The 20,671-nt window shown below is 62.7% G+C and carries 12 protein-coding genes; 4 read left to right on the top strand and 8 right to left on the bottom strand.

Annotated features, from left to right (window positions below; all coding sequences use genetic code 11):
* Positions 1-86: 86 nt before the first annotated feature.
* Positions 87-260: a hypothetical protein gene (locus EKO19_RS38420; RefSeq protein WP_157995463.1), complete on the top strand. Its 174-nt coding sequence runs from the start codon at positions 87-89 to the stop codon at positions 258-260.
* Here EKO19_RS38420 and EKO19_RS27725 read toward each other — a convergent pair.
* Complete coding sequence (locus tag EKO19_RS27725; protein WP_129780641.1) at positions 216-3,044, bottom strand: TonB-dependent receptor plug domain-containing protein; 2,829 nt, start codon at positions 3,042-3,044, stop codon at positions 216-218. The genes EKO19_RS38420 and EKO19_RS27725 overlap by 45 nt on opposite strands.
* 162 nt (positions 3,045-3,206) lie before the next feature.
* Between EKO19_RS27725 and EKO19_RS27720 the strand changes: the two genes are divergently transcribed.
* Positions 3,207-3,857 (top strand): GntR family transcriptional regulator, encoded by a 651-nt coding sequence (locus tag EKO19_RS27720; protein WP_129780962.1) that lies wholly within the window; start codon positions 3,207-3,209, stop codon positions 3,855-3,857.
* On the opposite strand, the gene EKO19_RS27715 is transcribed toward EKO19_RS27720, so the two are convergent.
* From EKO19_RS27715 to EKO19_RS27700, 4 genes are all read right to left on the bottom strand, one after another.
* The gene (locus EKO19_RS27715; protein WP_129780640.1) at positions 3,841-5,370 is read right to left on the bottom strand and encodes a glycoside hydrolase family 27 protein; all 1,530 of its coding nucleotides are present in this window, start codon (positions 5,368-5,370) and stop codon (positions 3,841-3,843) included. The two genes, EKO19_RS27720 and EKO19_RS27715, sit on opposite strands and share 17 nt — an antisense overlap.
* 6 nt (positions 5,371-5,376) lie before the next feature.
* Positions 5,377-8,325, bottom strand: a complete 2,949-nt coding sequence (locus tag EKO19_RS27710) for a TonB-dependent receptor plug domain-containing protein (RefSeq protein WP_217705644.1) — start codon at positions 8,323-8,325, stop codon at positions 5,377-5,379.
* A gap of 811 nt (positions 8,326-9,136) precedes the next feature.
* Complete coding sequence (locus EKO19_RS27705; protein WP_129780638.1) at positions 9,137-10,549, bottom strand: amino acid permease; 1,413 nt, start codon at positions 10,547-10,549, stop codon at positions 9,137-9,139.
* Between the two features lie 45 nt (positions 10,550-10,594).
* Complete coding sequence (locus EKO19_RS27700; RefSeq protein WP_129780637.1) at positions 10,595-11,497, bottom strand: dihydrodipicolinate synthase family protein; 903 nt, start codon at positions 11,495-11,497, stop codon at positions 10,595-10,597.
* Between the two features lie 73 nt (positions 11,498-11,570).
* Here EKO19_RS27700 and EKO19_RS27695 point away from each other — a divergent pair, with 73 nt between their 5' ends.
* Together EKO19_RS27695 and EKO19_RS27690 are read left to right on the top strand one after the other, a co-directional pair.
* On the top strand, positions 11,571-12,800 hold the full coding sequence (locus EKO19_RS27695; RefSeq protein WP_129780636.1) for an NAD(P)/FAD-dependent oxidoreductase: 1,230 nt from the start codon (positions 11,571-11,573) through the stop codon (positions 12,798-12,800).
* A 9-nt stretch (positions 12,801-12,809) separates the two neighbouring features.
* Entirely contained in the window at positions 12,810-15,194 is a 2,385-nt protein-coding gene (locus tag EKO19_RS27690; protein ID WP_129780635.1) for a glycoside hydrolase family 127 protein, read from the top strand.
* 25 nt (positions 15,195-15,219) lie between these two features.
* Here EKO19_RS27690 and EKO19_RS27685 read toward each other — a convergent pair whose 3' ends face one another.
* The 3 genes from EKO19_RS27685 to EKO19_RS27675 are packed head-to-tail and all read right to left on the bottom strand — an operon-like array spanning position 15,220 to position 20,669.
* Positions 15,220-17,958 carry a DUF5695 domain-containing protein gene (locus tag EKO19_RS27685; protein WP_129780634.1) on the bottom strand — a complete coding sequence of 913 codons (2,739 nt, stop codon included), beginning with the start codon at positions 17,956-17,958 and terminating at the stop codon, positions 15,220-15,222.
* Between the two features lie 3 nt (positions 17,959-17,961).
* A complete protein-coding gene (locus EKO19_RS27680) occupies positions 17,962-18,888 on the bottom strand; it encodes a proline racemase family protein (protein ID WP_129780633.1) in 927 nt (308 codons plus the stop codon).
* An 11-nt stretch (positions 18,889-18,899) separates the two neighbouring features.
* Complete coding sequence (locus EKO19_RS27675) at positions 18,900-20,669, bottom strand: DUF885 domain-containing protein (RefSeq protein WP_129780632.1); 1,770 nt, start codon at positions 20,667-20,669, stop codon at positions 18,900-18,902.
* Positions 20,670-20,671 lie beyond the last annotated feature (2 nt).

The raw sequence follows: 20,671 nt of genomic DNA, 5'->3' as shown, positions 1-20,671 counted from the left end.
CGAAGCCACCTATCTACCTATTGACCATGCAACGCCCGACTCGACACTGTAGCGAGCGCGATCTTCAATCAAAGGAGGGTTTGCATATGAACGCGCAACGATGCGATGTCATCGAGCTGCTGGATTTCGGCGACGTCACGGAGGAGACCCGGCAGATTGCCCCGTCGCTCGAATTTCCGGATCATATCTTCGGGCGCGGCCGCTATCCGGGCTTCCTAGAAGGTGCCGCTGATCGTCCCGTAGAACTGTCTCATCTGTAGGTCACTCTGCGAGGCATCGTAGCCCAGGGAACCTCCGGCGTGAGCAAACGGCGGTTCCCTGTTCAGCGCATTGACCGCTCCCAGCATCAAACGAAGATTGCTGGCCCCCAGCCTCCTGGCAATGTTCACGTCCCACACGGCGCCGCCGCGCACCGATTGTGACAGTGGCTGGCCGGTCACATCGCTGCGATCACGATAGGACGAAATGATCCGGGCGTGCACCGAGACGCGCCACGCATCGTTTTCCCAGCTCAGCGAGGCCACCGCTCTTTGTTTTGGAACGGTGCCGAGCTCCGAAGCCACGCCCAGCCGGTTTTCCATCCGGACTCGAGTGCTCGGTTGATCGCCGTATTTGAACTCATCCGTCAGCGTGACCTGTAAAGCCGGCATGAGCCAGCCCCAGCGCGTCTGAAACTCCCTCTGCGCCGCGAGATCCACGCCCTCGGTCGTCGCCGCCCCGGCATTCGCTCTGGAGATGTCCAACAGCAACAACTTTCCCGGCAGGTTGGCTGCCTCGTCCGCGACGCTCGGAGCATCGCGAAGCACGCGCCCGGGCGTGATCGAGTCCTCCTGAGCCAGCAACGACGAGGCGGCCAATGCAGAAATCTGTTCGCGAACCCGGACTCGCCAATATTCGGCGGACAACCGCCAACCGTCGTCGGACTGGAATGAAACAGCGACGCTGCTGGAACGCCCGGTGCTGGGCCGCAGCTCGCGGTTTCCTCCCAGCACCACATCGACCGGAGTCACCTCGGCCCGCTTCGGATCGTAGATCTGGGTCGGCGTCTGGATACGCGGCTGATTCATGTCCACCAGCGAGGGCGGCCGGAACGACTGACTGGTTGCGGCATGGACCTTGACCGATCCGATCGGACTCCAGACAAAACCGAGCTGCCCCCGGGTGATGGATCCGATATCGCTATAGTCGTCGCGTCGAGCGCCGAACAACAGTGTCAGATCCTTGGCGGCTGGAACGTTCATCGCGGGCCCGATCAGGGGCCAACGCAGATGCACGAAGCGTGATCGGATATCCCGACTGGCGGCGTCGATGGTGGGATCGAAATCCATGTTCTCACTGCGCTGCTCAAAGCCGACAGTCAGCATGACCTTGCCCGCCGGGAGCTGCCCGAGCGAGCCCTGCGTGGACACATGAAAATGCGTGGCGTCCGCGGAATATCGGGTTGCCGGCATGTCAGCGAACACATCCGTCGGGACCGCAGTCCGCCCGACCGTGCTGTAAATACTCAGCCACCCGCCCGGAGCGTCGCCCTGGAGCGCACGGGCAATGGCGTCAGGATCCGCGACGTCACGAAAACTCACGTCGACTCTTTCGTCGCTGCGAGCCACGAATGCCGAGTATCTCCACCGACCCAATGGTCCCTCGATGGCCGCAACGGCACGCGTCGAACTCGTTCCGTAGCGGTACTTCATCGGCGGCAGTCCGGTGAGCAATGCGTCGATCGCGACCGGCATGCCGAATGGATTCTCCGGGTGAGCGGCTCCCCACGTGGCTTCGGCGACGACCGCCGGCATGAGCTGCAGCTCGCTCTCGCGCTTGAAGCCCAGCAGCTCCAGGGAAACCGTCGTCGACTCCCTCAACTCGAGAGAACCATTCACCAGCATCGACAACCGTGAGACGTCCGGAACGATCGACTGATACGCGCGCAAGCTGCTGCTATTGAGTTGCCCGCCGACGAAATCGAACATGCCTGTGTCCGGATTCAATCTGGCGGCGGCCACGGGCGCGTCGAGGCCCGGCAGATTCGCACCGTCCAACGATCGCACGTTGGGCGGCGTTGCCAGTGTCGAGCGATAGTCCAGCCCGCCGAAACGAGTGAAGTCCTGGTCGTTCCAGCGCTCACGTTCGCGACCGAGCAGTTCGCCCCAGCGCTGCGCATCCAGAAAGACCGAGATTCGACCACGCTGGTATTTCGCGCCGCCACTGATCGCGGCCTGACTTTGCGACGCGCCGCCGCTCGCCGAACCATATCTCACATAGAGCACTGGATCGACGCTGTCACGGAGCACTATGTTGACGATGCCACCGATCGCATCCATGCCGTGCTTGAGGGAGTTGGCGTCCATGCTGATCTCCACTCGCTCCACCGCACTGATCGGAATGGTGGAAAGATCGAACGCGCTGTTCGACAGATCGGCGGCCGTGCCGAGCGTGCGACGGCCATTCAACATCACCAACGTGTAGGAGGCGCCGAGTCCACGCAGCTCGGCATACTGAGCACCGGACGCACGGTAGCCGCTGCCACGATGAAACGCGGTCTGGGAGATATAGCGCAACAGATCGGGCACGGTCCCCGCTCCCGTTTCGTGGATGCGCCTGCGATTGATCACGACCACGGGCACCGGACTGTACTTGCCGAGCTCCGGCGTGGACGTGGTCGTCACCACCATGCTGTCCTCCTGCAAGCGGGCAAACCGGGGGAATCCAAAGTTGCACGTGCACTCGGTCATGTCGGCAAACAGCTCCGTGCCTCCGGAAGCGCCTTCCGGACGCTTCAAACGACACGCCGTTTCGACCAGCTTGAGCCAGGCCTCTCGTCCGGTGTACTCGCCCTGCGGCAGGGGCCCGAGCATCACATCGCCGCATTCGCCTGGATCCGCCTCGTACCCCGTCAACTGCCTGAGCTCGTTCGATTGTTCGCGGGCCGGGGCGATATCCGCGCGCAACGAGAATCGCTCTTCCTGCTCGGCGGGTGAAGCGGGCGAAGCGGCCAGGTTCACAGCGAGTAGCAAGAAGTAGCCCGTGCTCTTCCATGAAATGACCATGAGTCGTTGTGAATGCCATAACCACTAACCCCTACGTGCATGGACTCCTTCATTCGCGTCGCTGACCCTCGCCAGCCCGGGGCTGCGGCGCACGACCATCCCGCCGCCGGTTCGGGTATGATCGTCTACGGTATTCCATCCGAGGACCGCGTCTTCACCGCCATGAGCATCGTCGTCCGCACGCTTTCCGATCGCGTGTTCGAAATCGTCCGCGAGCAGATCCTCAAGGGTCAGCTGCCCAACGGCGAGCCCATCCGGCAGGACGCGCTGGCCAACGAGCTCGGCATCAGCAAGATCCCGCTGCGTGAAGCGCTGGCCCGGCTGGAGCAGGAAGGCCTGCTGATCAATCACCCGAATCGCGGCTATTACGTGCAGGCGATGTCGCGCGATCAGGTCGACGAGATCTACGCGTTGCGCCTTTCCATCGAACCGCAAGCGGCGGCCTATGCATCGGGTGTGGCGACGGACGACGACCGGGCGCTCGCAAAGCAGGCGTTCACCGCGCTCGACACCGCCGCTCACAGCAACCTCGCCGACGTGGCGGTTCGCAACCGCCAGTTTCATATCGCGCTGGTGGAACCCGGCCGCAAGGTGCTCACCACCCAACTCGTCGAACGCCTCGCGGTGCTCGCTGAACGTTATGTCATCGCGCACCTCGAACCGGCCGGCCGCGACGCCCGCGCTCACATCGAACACGAGGCTCTCTTCGGCGCCTGGCTCGACCGTGACAAGCGCAAGGTCGAAAAGCTGTTGAAAGAGCACATCCAGGGCACCCTCAAGGATCTTCGAGCTCAGCTCAAAGATTCCGACTGAGCGGCTGCCCGCGAACCCGAAGCATCACGGCGCCATGCGCCGGCACAGTGAAGCGCGTCTCGCCCACCTTCAGCTCCGTCGCCTGCCACAGATTGCGAATGGACTGCAGCGATGCCAGCCCCGCGTCGGCCGGTGCGAATGACATCTGCGCCGCCGACTCACTCCGGTTGAACAACGCGATCGCGACCGAGCCATCCCGCAGCGGCTTGGCCCAGATTTCAGTGGCACCGTCCTTGTAAACCGCCCTGCCCTGCACGCCTCTGGCATCCTGATCCACCGCGATCACTTCGCGATTGGTCAGCAACTCCAGCATCGCAGGACTGGTCTGGCGCAAATCGTGCCCCATCAGCAACGGCGCCGCCGACATCGCCCACAACGTCATGTGCGTCCGGTATTCGTCGTCCGACATGCCGCCATTGCCGACCTCCAGCATATCGGGATCGTTCCAACCGCCCGGCCCCGCATGAGCCGCGTTGCCGTTCTTCTCGAAACCTATCGCCGCCATGCTCGAATATTGATCGGTGATGTCACCGGTGGTTCGCCACAGATGTCCGCCCACCGAACGGCCCCACTCGCCCACATCGAAGCGGCCGTATTCGCATAGGGAATAAATCACGGGCCGCCCGGTGGCCTGCAACGCCGCGCCCATTTCGTAGTAGGTGCGCTTTACCGTGTCGGCGTCGGAGTAGAACCATTCGCCGGAGCACAAATCGTATTTGAGATAGTCGATGCCCCACGCGGCGAATGTGCGCGCGTCTTGGGCGACGTGACCATAGCTGCCCTGGTAGCCCGCGCAGGTTCTCGGTCCTGGCGAGCTGTAAATCCCCAACTTCAAACCGCGACTGTGCACGTAGTCGGCCAGCGCCTTCATATCCGGGAATTTTTCGTTCGGCTGCAGGACGCCGCTGCTGTCACGCCGGCCTTGCCAGCCGTCGTCGATGTTCACGTGGATATAACCTGCGTCGCGCAGACCGGAGCTCGCCAGATAATCGGCCATCGCACGCACGGTGGCGTCGTCGATATGTTCGGCGAATTTATTCCAACTGCTCCAGCCCATCGGCGGCGCCTTCGCCTGACCATCGGGTGCGATCGTTCCGAGCGCCGGCAATTCGGTGAATTTGAAGCGCCGCGCCGTCACGTCATCGGCTGAAGCGCGACGGCCGGCCTGCTCGACATGCGCGTACCACATGTCGCCGACGAGAGAGACCCGATCGCCGCTCAACCTCGCCGTCCATCGACGTGTGGCATTGGCCTTGTCATTCAGATTGCGCAGGTCGAAGCTCACCTGATCGCCTTCGACTTTCACATTCTGCATGACCATCGGCCCGTACCAGGCCGTCGTGACGTTCCCTGTCGTGCGACCGCCGCGCGTCGTGACCTCCAGCATCGTCACGCCAGGATAAGGCGGCGCGTTGTCGAAGACCCACGCGCCGCCCACCGGGGACCGCCGCTCCGACGCGCTGGAAACCAGCGCGCCGGTCATCAGAACCATCGAAACAATCGCTCTCAGCATGTCGAATCAGAACTCCACCGTCATGCCGAAGTACACCAGCCGACCCATCGGATCGTAGACGCCCGGATAGGTGTTGCCGTTGCCGAACGAGCTGAGCAGGCCCGCGGCGATCACCGGCGGATCCCGATCGAACACGTTGTTGATGCCGGCGCGGAACTCGACCGAATCCACAAACTTCCAGGTCGCGGCCAGGTCGAAGTAGTTGTACGCAGCGATGCGACGGTTGATGGAGATGTAATCGTCTCCCTGCAGGAACTCATTGCTCTGGTTCGAGGACAACGAGGCCGCGCCGAAGTAGCGCCAGTTGGCCGACACAGTGGTGGTCCGCTGCGGCGAGGTCCAGGTCGCACGCACGTTGTGACGCCAGGTCGGCGTGGGCTGACCGCAGGTCGGACCAAACAAGCCGACGCAGTTGTAGCTGCCCAGGCCCGGCAGTTGCTCGATACGACGGCTGTTCAGCCAGGTGCCGACAAAGGACACATCGATCGAACCCACCTCCCTCGAGCCGGGCAGAATGCTGCCCAGATCGAAGCCGTAGCTGGACGTGAAGTCCATGCCGGAGGTCTGCAGGTAGCCGGTGTTCTGGTTGGTGGCCGTGATGTAACCGTTCGTGCCGAACAACACACCCGACGCGGGGTCGCGATGGAACAGATCGCAGAAGAACTGCGAGCCGGTCTGGATACATTGATTGATGACCGTCGGCGCATCGACCGCGCCGATGTAACCATCCACGAAGATGTCGAAATAGTCCGCCGAGAACGTGAAGCCCGGCAGGAACGAGGGTTCCAGCACGAAGCCGTAGGTGTAGGTGTCGGCGATCTCAGGCTGCAGAGCGAGGTTGCCGCCACCGAGCGTCACGCAAGTGTCCGCCGGGCACTCCGGAATGAATCCGTACTGCGCCTGGGTCACACCGCTGCGGATGCAGTCCTCCAGGCTCGATGTCGGATCAGCGCCCGAGCACGGATCCTGGGCCGCGACGTTGCCGAGTGCCTGCGCGGCGAATAACTCAGTGATATTCGGCGCACGCACCGCCCGGTTGTAACTGCCACGCAGGCGGAACGAGGACACAGGCGCGTAACGCAGCTCGAATTTGTAGGTGTCCGCCGTGAAGCCCGTGCCACCCTGGATCGAATAGTCTGAGTAACGATAACCGAGGTTGATGGCCAGCTCATCGACGAACGGCTTGTTCGACACCAGCGGCACGTCCGCTTCGATGAACAGCTCCCTCACATCGAACTTGCCGGCGTTCTCCTTCGTGCCCTTCAACTGCGCCAGCGCGTCGGCCTCGAACGTCAGCTCTTCGGTGCGATATTCAGCGCCGGTCGCGATGGCAATGCCGCTGGAGGCCAGCGGGCTGCGCAAGCCGTACTGCTCCAGATCGCCGTTGACGGTCAGGTTCGCGACCTTCTCCGTCTGCACGCCGTGCGTGAACGTCGGCGTCAGCATGTATCCATACGCGTCGTCGCTGATGCCAAAGGCGTTGAACACGTTGGCGGGCACGCAATCGGGATCGGTGCCATCGACGACCGAGCGACACGTCGGCACACCGTCCACACTCACGACCTGCAAGGCGCGAGCGCCTTTGGTCAGGTCGAGGTCGTTCTTGTAGCTCTCGTCGTAGATGACGGTGGAGTACAGGTAGCTGGTGTCGTAAGTCCAGCCCTTGGCGATGTCACCTCGCGAGCCGAAGTTCAATCGATAGTCGGTGTGGCGCAGATCATCCCGTCGCGCCCCGCCGGCACCGGCGAAGCGATAACCGACGAACGTATTGATGTTCGTCGGCGTGCCCGCGGCCGCTCCGCAAAGAATCGACGCCTGCTGCGCGGACATCAACGGGTTGTCGCAGTTGATGGGATAGACATTGCCCTGGAAGTACGCGCTGGGTGCCGCCTGCGAGTACGTGTGGTCGTCCATGAACATCACGCCGCCATACAACTTCACGTGATCGTTGTAGTCGTAGTGCGCGAAGCCGCCGGCGGTGATGCGCTTGTCCTGGCGCTGGATGTAGTTGGTCGGCGCGTAGTTGTACAGAAACGAGCTGTCGTACGGCACCCAGGTGGCGGCGCCGTCCTTCGTGTTGTTGAACGTACGGCCGTTATTCGGCCCGCCCAGCATCACGAAGCTGCCCCACTGATTGTTGCTCGATCCGCCGCACACCAGTCGATCGGCATCCCCGCCAAGATTCAGGCCGCACGCGGAATAGTCCCGCATGTCCTGAGTCACGGGCTCGAGCTTGCGATAGCCGAGGTAGAATGTCGCGTTGCCTTTGCCGTCCGCGCTGTTCAAGCCCATCGCCACGTTGAAGTCGGCCCGTCCGCCGTCCCACACCGATGACTTGGCCAGGTTGTAATTCGCGTCCTTGACGACGGAACGCGCGTAGGAATTGTCGTTGCTGTGCCAGGCGGAACCGTATTGCGCGGAGAAACGCACGCCTTCGAGATTCTTGTCGAGCACGAAGTTCACCACACCAGCGACGGCGTCGGAGCCGTACACGGCGGAGGCGCCGCCCGTGACCACGTCGACGCGTTCGATCAACGCGCTGGGAATGAAATTCACGTCCGCGGTTTCGACGGGCAGCATCCGCTGACCATCGATGAGCACCAGCACGCGTGACGAACCCAAATTGCGAAGATTCACACGAGCCGTGCCGTCGGAACCGTTCGAGCCGTTTTCGTTCGAGTCCGCGGTGAACTGAGGCATGCGATTCAAGACGGATTCCACCGTCGACGTGCCCTGATATTTGAACTCTTCCTGAGGCAACGCGGTAATCGGACTCGCCGTTTCCAGATTGGCCCGCTTGATACGCGAGCCGGTAATGACAACTTCCTCGAGCGGAGCCCCTTCGGCTCCCTGTTGTTGAGCATGACTGCCGATCGGAGCAAACAATCCGATCGCGCACGCGGCGATTGCAGCCTTGCCATTCAACGACGCCAGTTTCAAGCGGACTGCCGACACTGGCAGTCCTATGTTTTTAGTGTGCATGTCAGCCCCCAACGATGTTGTTTTCAGCCAGTCGAGCTTGCTGACATTTAAGACATGTCTGAGTTAATAAATCAAATACGTTATACGATATAACTGGAGATAGTTTACAAGTGGTTGTTTTTACTGAGTCGAAGTGAGACCGGACGGTGTTGGAGCGTCCGTTATTCGCGACGGGCGTCGGAGGCTCGTCTGTGTCGCCGAGAGTGCGGCGCTCTCCGGCGTTGGCTGCTCAGAGGTCTTCGGTAGTCAACGTCGCCGCGCTTTGTATACGCCCTCCGTTGCTGCCAGAAGCCTCGGTAGTCCGCGTCGCCGCGATGTCACAGCGCATTCGCGCGTGACTCTTCTCCCACCGTGCGACCGTTAGCGGGTGCTTTTGCGTTTGCTCGTTGTCGAGCAAGCGTGAAGGCACCCATTGAGGGTTGCAGGGTCGGAGCCGAGTCACGCGCAACGCGCAGTTGACACAGCGGGCGGCGGCAGGGTGGGGGCTCTCCTCCCCGGCAATTGGATCCGTCCAGGGATGGCGGTCCTATAGCAGCCACAAGGGCTCGGCGGGGCCTTTCGGCGAAGCACGGCTTCGCTCCGCCGAGCGGGTGTACATGGACGTGCACCCTGGGCTTGCCCGGAGCAGGACTGCGCAGGGCAATGTGCAGCAGGGCGCCCGCGACAGCGGGAGCGAAGCGTGCGCAGGCCTGTGTCGCGGTGCCGGGGAGGAGATCCCCCACCCTGGCGACGCCGGACCACCCACGCCTCCGACTCCGGCTCCGAAGCCGAAGCCGAAGCCGAATCAGGCCACAGCGACAACCCGCCCCCGCAACCACTGCAGCAGCAAATAAATCGCAAAGCCAACCGCATTCCACAGCAGGAAGCGCTGAATAGTGAGCCCAGGCAGGCTGAGGAACAGATAGAAACAACCAAGAATCGCCAACATCCCCACCACATTCGGCGCAGGACATCGAAACACGCGCGGCGTATCGGGCGCAGTCCGCCGCAGCACCATCATCGACGCCGCCGTCGTCACAAACGCCAGCAACGTCCCCGCATTGGCCAGCTCGGCAATCTCATCCAGACGAAACAACCCCGCAGCGAACGCCACAAAGGTCCCCGTCACCGCCGTGATCAACACCGGCGTCCCCGTCTTCGCCGACACCGCACTCAATCGCTTCGGCAGCAGCCCATCGCGGGCCATCACGAAGAAAATGCGACTCTGCCCGTACATCATCACCAGAATCACCGAGGGCAGAGCAATCAGTGCCGCCAACCCAACCGCCCACGCCGCGACCGGATGCTGAAGTGATCGCAAAACATACGCCAACGGCTCAGCCGACGCAGCCAGCTCGGTATGTTTCACCGCGCCCACCGCCGACACCGCCACCAACATGTAGATCAGCGTACAAACCGCCATCGAGCCAATGATGCCAATCTTCAAATCCCGCCCCGGATTCTTCGCCTCCTCCGCCGACGTGGCGACGGCATCGAAGCCATAGAACGCAAAGAACACGATGGCCGCCGCCGCCATCACACCCCGCTTCGCCCCACCGTCCTCGTGACTGGCAAAGCCATAAGGCATGAACGGCTCGAGATTGCCCGCATTGAACGCCGGCAGGGCGATGGCGACGAAACAAGTCAGCGCCGTCAGCTTGATGATCACCAGAAAAATATTGAACGTCGCGCTCTCCCGCGTGCCCGCGACCAGCATGCCGGTGATGATGAGTGCGACGAGCACGGCCGGCAGGTTGATGATGCCTCCGCCGTGTGGACCGCTGAGTAATTCGGGAGGCAGATGGATGCCTGCGGTTTGCAGCCATCCGACCAGATACGCAGACCATCCAACCGCGACAGTACTGCAGGCGAGCGAATATTCCAGGATCAAGCTCCAGCCCACCACCCAGGCCAGTCGCTCGCCGATAGCGACATAGGTGTACGTGTACGCGCCGCCAGCAGCCGGCATCAGCGTCGCCACTTCGGCGTACGCAAGCGCGGCGCAGGCACACACGGCGCCGGCAATGGCGAACGCGAAGATCACCGCCGGGCCGGCTCGATCGGCACCGACGCCGGTCAGTGTGTAGATGCCGGTGCCGACGATGGCACCGACACCTAGCGCGATCAGATGCGGCCAGCTCAAAGTCTTCGCGAGTCGCTTGCCCTCGTCCAGGTCGTCCGAGTGGTGCAGCGACTTACGCCGGCCGAATATTCCCATGCTCGACTCCCCTGTAATCGCCGCCGGCGTTACTTGTGTCTTGGCCTATGCGCGAAGCGTCGGCCGGGTAGCGGCCGCGCGTTCGACCATTGCGATCACCTCGCGACGGCGCGCCCCCGCCAACGGCAAACGTGGCGGGCGCACTCGTTCCGAGCCGCGTCCCATGATTTGTTCGGCGAGCTTGATGGATTGAACCAGATCGTGCTCGGCGTCCAGATGTAACAACGGCATGAACCAGCGATAGATCGCGCGGGCCCGATTCAGATCGCCGGCGTTGACCGCCTCGATCAGCTGAGTCGACTCGCGCGGGAACGCGCTCGTGAGTCCGGACACCCAGCCCGTCGCACCGAGCAGCAAACCTTCCAACGCAACGTCATCGAGACCGGCCATCAGCACATAGCGGTCGCCGAATGCATTGATGAGATCGGTAAAGCGGCGTGGATCCGGCGCCGATTCCTTCACTGCGACGATGTTCTTCACCTCGCGCAGCGCTTCGAGCACGGCTACTGAAATGTTGACCCGGTACGCAGGCGGGTTGTTGTACAACATCACCGGCAGATCGGTCGCCTCGGCCACGGCGCGGAAGTGCATGATCAGCTCTTCCTCGGTGGGCACATAGACCATCGCGGGCAACACCATCAAACCATCGGCGCCGGCCTTCTTCGCATCTTTGGCGAAAGCCACCGCGCGGCGCGTGTCGAATTCGGAAACGCCAGTGACGACCGGCACGCGGCCCGCGACGACTTCAGTCACCGCACGCAGCAATGTTTGTTTCTCACCGGGGTCGAGCGAATTGTTCTCACCGCACGTGCCCATGGCAATGATGCCGTGGACGCCGTCCTTGACCAGGTTGTCGATCACCCGCTGACTCGCTGGCAGATCGATGGACAGATCCTCCTTGAACTGAGTGGTCGCCGCCGGATAAACGCCCTGCCAGGTCGGTGTCATGATAGCCTCGTCTACTGGAGCTTTAAGTATATCGTATACTATTCGGCCTTAGCCAGTGTAATCTGCGGGTCCTATGCAACGGGCATTGATTCTAGGCGGCGGCGTCGTGGGACTCAGTATCGCGACGGGCCTGCAACGCGTGGGCGTCGAGGTGACTGTGATCGACACAGCCCCTGCGCTCGGCGCGGCGTCGTGGGGAAATGCCGGGCACATCGCGATCGAGCAAGTGGAGCCGCTGGCCTCGTGGCCGGTGATCCGCGCCGCGCCGCGCCGACTCTTTAGTAGAGGCGGCGCGCTGGGTCTGCCGCCCTCGCAAATCAAACGTTGGCTACCGTTCGCCCTTCGAATGGCGAGTGCGGCCAACCGAGTCGAGCACGGGCGCGCGGCGCTTCGCTCGTTACTCACAAATGCGCTGCCCGCATGGAAATCTCTGAGCGAACAGCTCGGCATGCCAGGCCTGGTGCGCGAGACCGGACATTTCGTCGTATGGGAGTCCGCCGTCAGCGCTGCCGCGGGGCTCGCGGCGTGGCGATCCACCGACATCGGCACCGCTCGATTTCACGAATGCGATGCCGATGAGATGCGACAGCTCGCCGGTCTCATGAAACGAGCGCCGGGCGGCGCCATTCGATTCGAGAACACGGCGCAAATCGCCGATCTGCCCAAGCTCGCGGACTCGCTGCGCACTTCGATCACGGCGCGGAGTGGCCGCATCGTGAATGCCAAAGCCCGCGCGATCACCCATCGCGAGCGATCGGTCAGTGTGACGCTGGATGACGGCAGCACCACCGAAGCGGATTTCACTGTTGTCGCCGCCGGCGTTCGTTCCCGTGAATTGATGGAGCCTTACTGTGAATCGGTGCCGATCATCGCCGAGCGCGGCTATCACCTGCAGATGACGGACCATCGCTGGCCCGACCTGCCGCCCGTCGTGTTTGAAGACCGCTCGATGATCGTCACTCGCTTCGAATCAGGCCTGCGCGCTGCAAGCTTCGTGGAATTCAGCCACCTCGATGCGCCACCCGACGAGCGCAAGTGGCAGCGCTTGCGGAGTCACGTCGCTGCGCTGGGCCTGCCCTGCAACGAGCCAGCGCGGCAGTGGATGGGCGCGCGTCCGACCTTGCCGGACTATTTGCCCGCGATCGGTCGTCTGCCGCACGCACCCAACATTCTTTACGCATTCGGTCACCAACATCTCGGGCTCACGCTTGCAGCCATCACCGGCGATTTGATCGCGCAGCTCGCGACACAGTCGCCCACGACTGTGAGCCTGGCGCCCTTCGATCTGCAACGTTTCTCTTGAGGAGCCACGATGACTCGATCTACGCTGATCACCGATCGTCGCGCACTGCTGAAAGGTGCAGCGGCCGGTGCGCTCTGCGCCGGACTGCCTTGGGCGGGCGCCTGGGCGAACACGGGTGTGCTGCCTGGAACCGCGAAGTCATTGCCGCTCGGCGACGTGCGGTTATTGCCGTCGCCGTTCGCCGATGCAGTGGCAGCGAATCGCAAATATCTGCTGGCGCTGGAGCCGGACCGCCTGCTCCACAACTTCCGCAAGTTCGCCGGGCTCACGCCAAAAGGTGAGGTGTATGGCGGCTGGGAAGCGGACACGATTGCCGGCCACAGCCTCGGTCACTATCTCTCCGCGCTGGCGTTGATCCATGCGCAAACCGGCGAGCCCGAGGCAAAGCGCCGTGCCGAATATATCGTCGCGGAACTGGCCGAGGTTCAAGCCAAGCAAGGCGATGGCTACGTCGCGGGCTTCACGCGCAAGCGCAAGGACGGCACGATCGTCGACGGCAAAGAGATCTTTCCCGAGATCATGCGTGGCGAGATCCGCTCGGCAGGCTTCGACCTCAACGGCTGCTGGGTGCCGCTCTACAACTGGCACAAGCTGTTTGCCGGCCTGATGGACGTCGACACGTACTGCGGCGGCAACAAGCGCGCCATCGCAGTCTCCGTCGGCCTCGGCGGCTACATCGAGAAAGTCTTCAGCGCGCTGAATGACGAGCAAGTCCAGACGGTCCTGGATTGCGAGCACGGCGGCATCAACGAAAGCTTCGCGGAGCTCTACACCCGCACGAACGATCGCCGCTGGCTGCAACTTGCCGAGCGTCTCTATCACAAGCGCGTGCTCGATCCGCTGACCGCTCAGCGCGATGAGCTGGCCCAACGTCACGCGAACACCCAGATTCCTAAACTCATCGGCCTCGCCCGCCTGCACGAGATCACAGGCAAGAGCGATCAGGCCACCGCGCCCCGCTTCTTCTGGAAGACGGTCACGACCGAGCACAGCTACGTCATCGGCGGCAACTCGGATCGCGAATACTTCTCCGAACCGCGCACGGTCTCGAGACATATCACCGAACAGACCTGCGAAGCCTGCAACACGTACAACATGCTCAAGCTGACGCGTCATCTGTTCGCGTGGCAACCCTCGGGCGCGCTGTTCGACTACTACGAGCGCGCGCATCTCAATCACATCCTGGCGCATCAGGATCCGGCGACCGGCATGTTCACGTACATGACGCCGCTGATGTCCGGCATCAATCGCGAGTTCTCCTCACCCACCGACAGCTTCTGGTGTTGCGTCGGCTCGGGTATGGAAAGCCACTCCAAGCATGGCGAATCGATCTGGTGGGAGAACGGTGACACGTTGCTGGTCAACCTGTTCATCCCTTCGCGCGCGACCTGGAAAGCGCGTGGCGCGCAGCTGGAAATGACGACGCGGTATCCGTACGAAGGCGGAGTGAACGTCAAGGTTGCGTCGTTGCAGAAGCCGCAGGAGTTCGCCGTCGCCCTGCGCGTTCCGGGCTGGGCCAGGGACGCTCAGCTGACCGTCAATGGCAAACCTGCCGAAACGACGAAGGACGCCGGCTACCTGATCGTCCGCCGTCGTTGGCGGGAAGGCGATGCGCTGGCATTCACATTGCCGCTGGAACTTCGAATCGAAGCGACGCCGGGCGATGACAGCACGATCGCGATCTTGCGCGGCCCGATGGTGCTTGCAGGCGATCTCGGCTCCGCCGATCAGCCATTCGAAGCCGCGGCACCGGCACTCGTGGGCGCCGACCTGCTCGCCGACTTCAAGCCGGTTGATGCTCAGCAGGCGGTGTATCGAGCGGACAGCATCGTCAGGCCCGCGGCGCTCACGTTCTCCCCGTTCTATAAGAACTATCATCGTCGCAGCGCTGTTTACTTCCGCCGCTTCACCGACGCCGAGTGGGTCAACGAGGAACGTTCGTTCAATGCCGAGCAGGCGCGACAGAAGGAACTCGCCGCCCGCTCGGTCGACGTGATGCATCTGGGCGAGATGCAGCCGGAGCGCGATCACGAGCTGACCTCGGATATTTCCTATCCAGTCGTCTATCGCGGCCGCCAGGGTCGAGATGCTCGCACGGGCGGCTTCTTTGCGTTCCGCATGAAGGTCAAGCCAGGTCCGTTGATTCTGCAGGCGACCTATTGGGCGGACGAGCGCGCGCGGAAATTCCACGTGCTGGTCGAAGGCCAGCGGATCGCGACGCAAGCGCTGCGTCCGGACAAGCCGGTGTTTTTCGACGTGGACTATGAGATTCCAGAAGCGCTCACGCGAGGCAAGCAAAGCGTACTGGTGCGCTTCGAACCCGAACCGGGCAACACGGCGGGCCCGGTGTTCGGCTGTCGCATCTACACGAAGAACGCCACCGTCTCGGCTTGAGAGATCGAACGGCGCGCTGATGACCTCAGCGCGCCGGCCTCAACTGCACCGACATTTCGTTCTTGCCGAGCGGAATCACGTAACGGCCGCGCTCCTGACTCAGCGTGGCGTTCGGCTCATAGCGAGAGCCCTCGACTCGAAGATGCGCCTTCGAGGTGAACGAATCGGCGGCATCCAGTACCACGCTGACATTTCCGCTGCCCCTGTCATATTCCACGCGCGCGAACTTTCCACCATCCAAGGTCAGCCACAACCCCGGCTCGGCGAGAAACACACGCGTCCTGAAACCATCGCGCGGCGCGAAGCTGACGATAGAGCCTCGCTCTTGCGTCGAGCCGCCGAAGCCGACATTGCCGAACACCGGATGCCGCGCCAGATAACTGCCGATGCCGTACGCGTAACCGTAGAACGCCGAGCCATAGTCACCGTTGTAGGCATCGAATCTCATCAGGTCCGGATTGGAATGAAACGCCGCCGCACCGAAGCCCTCCTGATCGATGTTGGTGAGCGTGCCCATCAGGCCGCCATACGCCACTCGTAGCAAGTGAATGTCCCGAGGGTCGCGGCGGAATGAATCGAGCAGAGGCAACGCATTGTTCGCCGACCCGTAGTGATGGAGCTGACGTTCGAGCTGTGCAGTTTTGCCGGCGTACATGAAGTCCCAGTAACGCCGCGCGTTGCCGTTGTAGCCCCAGCTCGGAATCGTGGGATCGTAGCCGAGGATGACTTCACGCGTCAGATCTGCCTTCGGCGCGTTTCCGAAGTACCGCATCCACGCATACACCTCGGGCTGCCCGGTCGAGTCCCACGGCATTTCGCTGCCGAATGGATACTCCTCGGCAGCCCAATGATCCGCGCGCTGGCGCATGGCCTGCTCGAGCTGCGACGCCTCTGCCTTCATGCCCTCGTCCTGCAAATCGCGCAGGATTTCAACGAAGACCTCGCCCTCCATCTGGCCGAACTTCGCATACTCCGGTGCGAGCCGAGGCATCGCCAACGCTGTTTGATACGCGCGATCCAGATACCACCGCCAGTCGTGCGCCTTCACCAACCCCTCGTGGTAGCGGGCCAGCCGATACAAAACCCAATGCGCGGCGGCGACGTGCACATAGTTGAACGACCGCACCACCGAGTCTGCTTGCGACTTCCGCCATGCCGACCAGGTGCTCCAATCGAGCTTCGGGTCATAGCGCACGCCTCGTGGCGCCTGTGGCTCGTAATAGAACAGGCTCTTGCGGACGCCGAACTTGTCCGGCCCTTGATTGACCTGCAGGCGACCATCCAGCGTCTGCGTGACGAAGCGCTCGAACTTCTCGATCTCGGAGGCGTCCGGCGCGCCGAGTTGTTTCATCACGAGCGCGAGCCACGCGCCGGCGCCACCCTCATCGCTCAGCCCCGCCATCCACACTCGCGGGTCCTGCAATACCAACGCATTTCTCTCGCGATCGAACGTCATGAACGACGGGCCGCGCTTGAAGGGATCGGAGGGATCGTCGAACCAATGTCTGGTGGCAATGAATCGTCCCAGGTCCGCGAGCACGGTGGCGCTCGGCTTGGTGACGAAGTAATGAATCGCCTGGCGCGTGCCGTCCGCATAGGTAATGGTGAGCCGTGACCGTCCCCATTGCCGGCCGGTCACTTTGTATCTCGACCAGCCCTGCACGCCTCCAGCTGCCACGGCTTCCAGTGCGCCGACGGGAGCAGCAGCAATCGAACGAATAGCCTGACGCGATGACACCCAAAGATCGCCGGCGAGATCCGTCGGCAGCACATAGCCCGGAATGCCCACGGCCACCGGCCGAGCATTCGCTGCCAGCGTGCTCTCGATCTCCCGGATCGATTTGGAGAGCAGGAACTGGACGCCGAACCGACGCGTCTCGCCACGTCGAAGCGTCACGACCGTCGGCTCATTCCATTGCTGAGCGTTCTTCCATTCACGCTCCACGAAGCCTTGGCTCACAGCCATCCAGCTGTAGAAGCCTTCGAACGTCTGACCGCGCTTGGTGGCGTCGTTGAGCAGCAGCGCCTTGCCGCTGTCATCTTTCTTATCGGCGATGGGCCGGTACGCCTCGAACGGCGTGCCGCTTTCGCCTGTGACGATCAGCGCCGGACCTTGGCCGTTGAGTCGCGTGACTTGCAGATAGCCGGCATCGAGCCCGATGTAGGGATCGGCGAAGCTCGCTTCGGTGTGGGCCTGCGCGAGTGAACGATCCGACAACACATTGTCGAACACCATCGCGAGCCCGACGCCGCCGAGCTCAACGTCGCGCTTGCCCGCATTGGTCAGCTCGAACCGCAGCGAGAGATGACCACCCTCGCCGACTTGCCAGCGCCGCACGACGCGCAGACCCAGATTACTTGGCAATCCCAAAGAAAGCTCAGCAGCAGCCAGCGTCGCCGCATCGCGCGGCAGCTCACGAGCCGGCGCTCGTCGATAGGCCGTGGAGTAGTCCTGCCATTGAGTTTCTCCCGCCACGCGCAGTCGCAGGTCGAGATCGCCCAATTGGTAGTAACCATCGCCGCTGCGAGCTTTGCTCAACTTCGACGGCGCAAAATCGAATCCAGGGACGCGCGCACCGGCGCCTTCATCCGCCGCACGGCCGCCCTGCTTCGGCTTCAGCGACACCAGCGTTTGCGACGGCCCGTCGAGCACGATGTCGAAATCGCGACTCTGCACGTTGAGCACCGTGCTCGCCATCGCCAAGGGCTGAACGAACAACAGCACCGCGCCGACGCGCAGCACGGCGATCACGACATTCCTCATCGGTCAGCCTCGGATGCCCCAGCAGAATGGATCTTTTGGATCGAGCAGCAACTTCGCATCGGCAGTCACGTGCGCCGTGCCCATGATGGTCGGCGCGATCGTGCCTTTCTCGCGATCCAGCCACCGATAGTGACCTTTGAATACGCTCCCGAGCACGCTCTCCTGAGTCCACTCCTCACCTTCCGCGAGCTTGCCATCAGCAGCGAGACACGCGAGCTTCGCGCTGGTGCCCGTGCCACAGGGAGAGCGGTCATACGCTTTGCCGGGGCAAAGCACGAAGTTCCGACTGCTCGCCGTCGGCGTCGCGCCGACCAGCTCGACATGATCGACTTCCGGATGACCCTGCGCATTCAGCGCCTGGCGAATGCGCCAGGCGAGATCGGTGAGCGGCTCGACATTCGCGAGTCGCAGCGGAATACGATCGTGCTCGACGAGGAAGAACCAGTTGCCGCCATACGCCACATCGCCCGTGACGACGCCAATGCCCGGCACATCCACGCTCACCGCACGCGCCTTGCGATAGCTGGGAACATTCGCGACAGCGACCGATCCATCCGGGCGCAACTGCGCTTCGACGACGCCGACCGGCGTATCGATCTTCACCGCACCCGGCTTCAACATGCCGAGGTACGCCAAAGAAACGATCACGCCGATGGTGCCGTGACCGCACATGCCGAGATAGCCCACGTTATTGAAGAAGATCACGCCGATGTCGCATTCCGCACGGTGCGGCTTGCACAGCAAGGCACCGACGACCGTGTCGCTGCCGCGAGGCTCGTTGACGATGGCGGAACGGAACGCGTCGAAACGTTCGCTGAAACGCCGCAACCGCTGGTCGAGCGGACCTGCGCCCAGGTCCGGCCCGCCTTCGAGCACCAGACGCGTCGGCTCGCCGCCGGTGTGGGAATCCAGAATTCGGATGCTGTCCATAGTCGTACCGATCAATTGCTGTGGTCGGCGGGGTCGCGCGACGGTGTCGGCGGATTCTCGCCGCCATCCGCGATGAATTGCGCCATGCGTTGCTCCAGCACGGGCAACGGTACCGCACCGAGCGCGAGGATGGCGTCGTGGAATTTGCGTTGATCGAACTTCGGACCGAGTGCCTGCTCCGCTTCACGACGATGCCGGCGGATCTGCAATTCGCCCAGCTTGTACGCAACTGCCTGACCCGGCCAGGCGATGTAACGATCGACTTCGGTCGTGATCTCGTGCGTCGACAGCGCCACGTTGTCCTTCATGTACTGCAGCGCCTGATCGCGAGTCCAGCCGTAGTGATGGATACCGGTGTCGACGACGAGCCGCGCGGCACGCCACATCTCATAAGTGAGTTGGCCGAATTCTTCGTAAGGCGTCTCGTAGATGCCCATGACGCGACCCAGCCATTCCGTGTACAGACCCCAGCCTTCGCCGTAGCCCGAGAAATAAACATCGTTGCGAAACTTCGGGCGCTCCGGCGCTTCCAGCGCCAGGGCCGCCTGAAAGCTATGGCCCGGCGTGCACTCGTGCAGCACCAGCGACGGCAACGTGTAGAGCGGCCGCGCCGGCAGGTTATATGTATTGAACAGGCAGCTCTCGAGCCCGCCGCGGCCGCCGGTGTAGATCGGCGCCAACGCATCGGGCACCGGCAGAATGCCGTGCCGGAAGCGCGGCAACGTACCGATGGTGTCCTTGAGCTTCAGATCCGCCTTCTTGACGATATAAGAAGCCTCCGCGATCAGCTGATGCGGCGTCTTGGCGTAGAACTGCGGATCGGTGCGCAGGAACTGGTAGAACTCGGGCAACGTGCCCGTGAATCCCGCCTTGCGCATGGTGATTTCCTGCTCCGCCTTGATGCGCGCGACCTCGCTCAAACCGATCTCGTGAATCTGCGGCGGGGTCAGCTGGAGCGTCGTGAACTTCTCGATGCGCGCTTGATAGAACGCCGCACCGTCCGGCAGCTTCGACGCCGAGATGCTGGTGCGTGCCTTCACCAGATACTCGTTGCGAATGAAATCCAGCAGTTTTTGATACGCCGGCACGACTTGCCTGGTGAGCACCGCCCGCGCCTCACCGCGCATGCGCTCCTGATCGGCGGCAGGAATGTTGGTCGGCATCTGCGTGAACGGCAGATACAGCGGATTCGAATCGTCGCTGGCGAGATACGGCTCGATCGTCTTGTCGCGGCCCATGACCGAAACCTTCGGCACCGTGAAGCCGCGCTTCAGCCCCGCGCGCATGTTGGCGATGTGCTCGTCGAAGAAGCGCGACACATCCGCGAGGCGTCCGAGATAACGTCGATAGGCTTCTCGATCCGGAAATCCTTCGCGCGGCGTGAATTCGGTCCAGAAGAACGAATCGGCGTTGAACGGCGCCTGATAGGTTTTGAAGCGCAGGTCGGAGATGCGCTCTTCGAGAATGGTGCGGAATATTTCCGCGTTGATTTTCTCCTCGGCGGACAGCGAGTCGGTGCTGATTCGACTCACCCCCGCGAGCGCCGCCTGCAGATGCTTCAGCCGTGCCTGCTGACTGGCCTCATCGACGCGAGCCAGATGATCCGACTCCTCGCCCGGCCGCTCGTCGTCGGGCTCCTCGGCCATCTCGTTCTTCCACCATTCCCACTCGGACTGGTAGATCGTGTTGAGCCGACGCGCGGCATCGGCGCCATTCGATTGGGCGAAAACCGCGGGCGCGCATAGCCAGAGGGCTCCGGCCGTCGCAAAAATCCAGCGCATGC

The sequence above is a fragment of the Peristeroidobacter soli genome, assembly GCF_004138485.1.
Lineage (GTDB): Bacteria > Pseudomonadota > Gammaproteobacteria > Steroidobacterales > Steroidobacteraceae > Steroidobacter > Steroidobacter soli.
The sequence above is the reverse complement of the archived record's forward strand: the minus strand, read 5'-3'. Positions and strand labels throughout refer to the sequence as shown.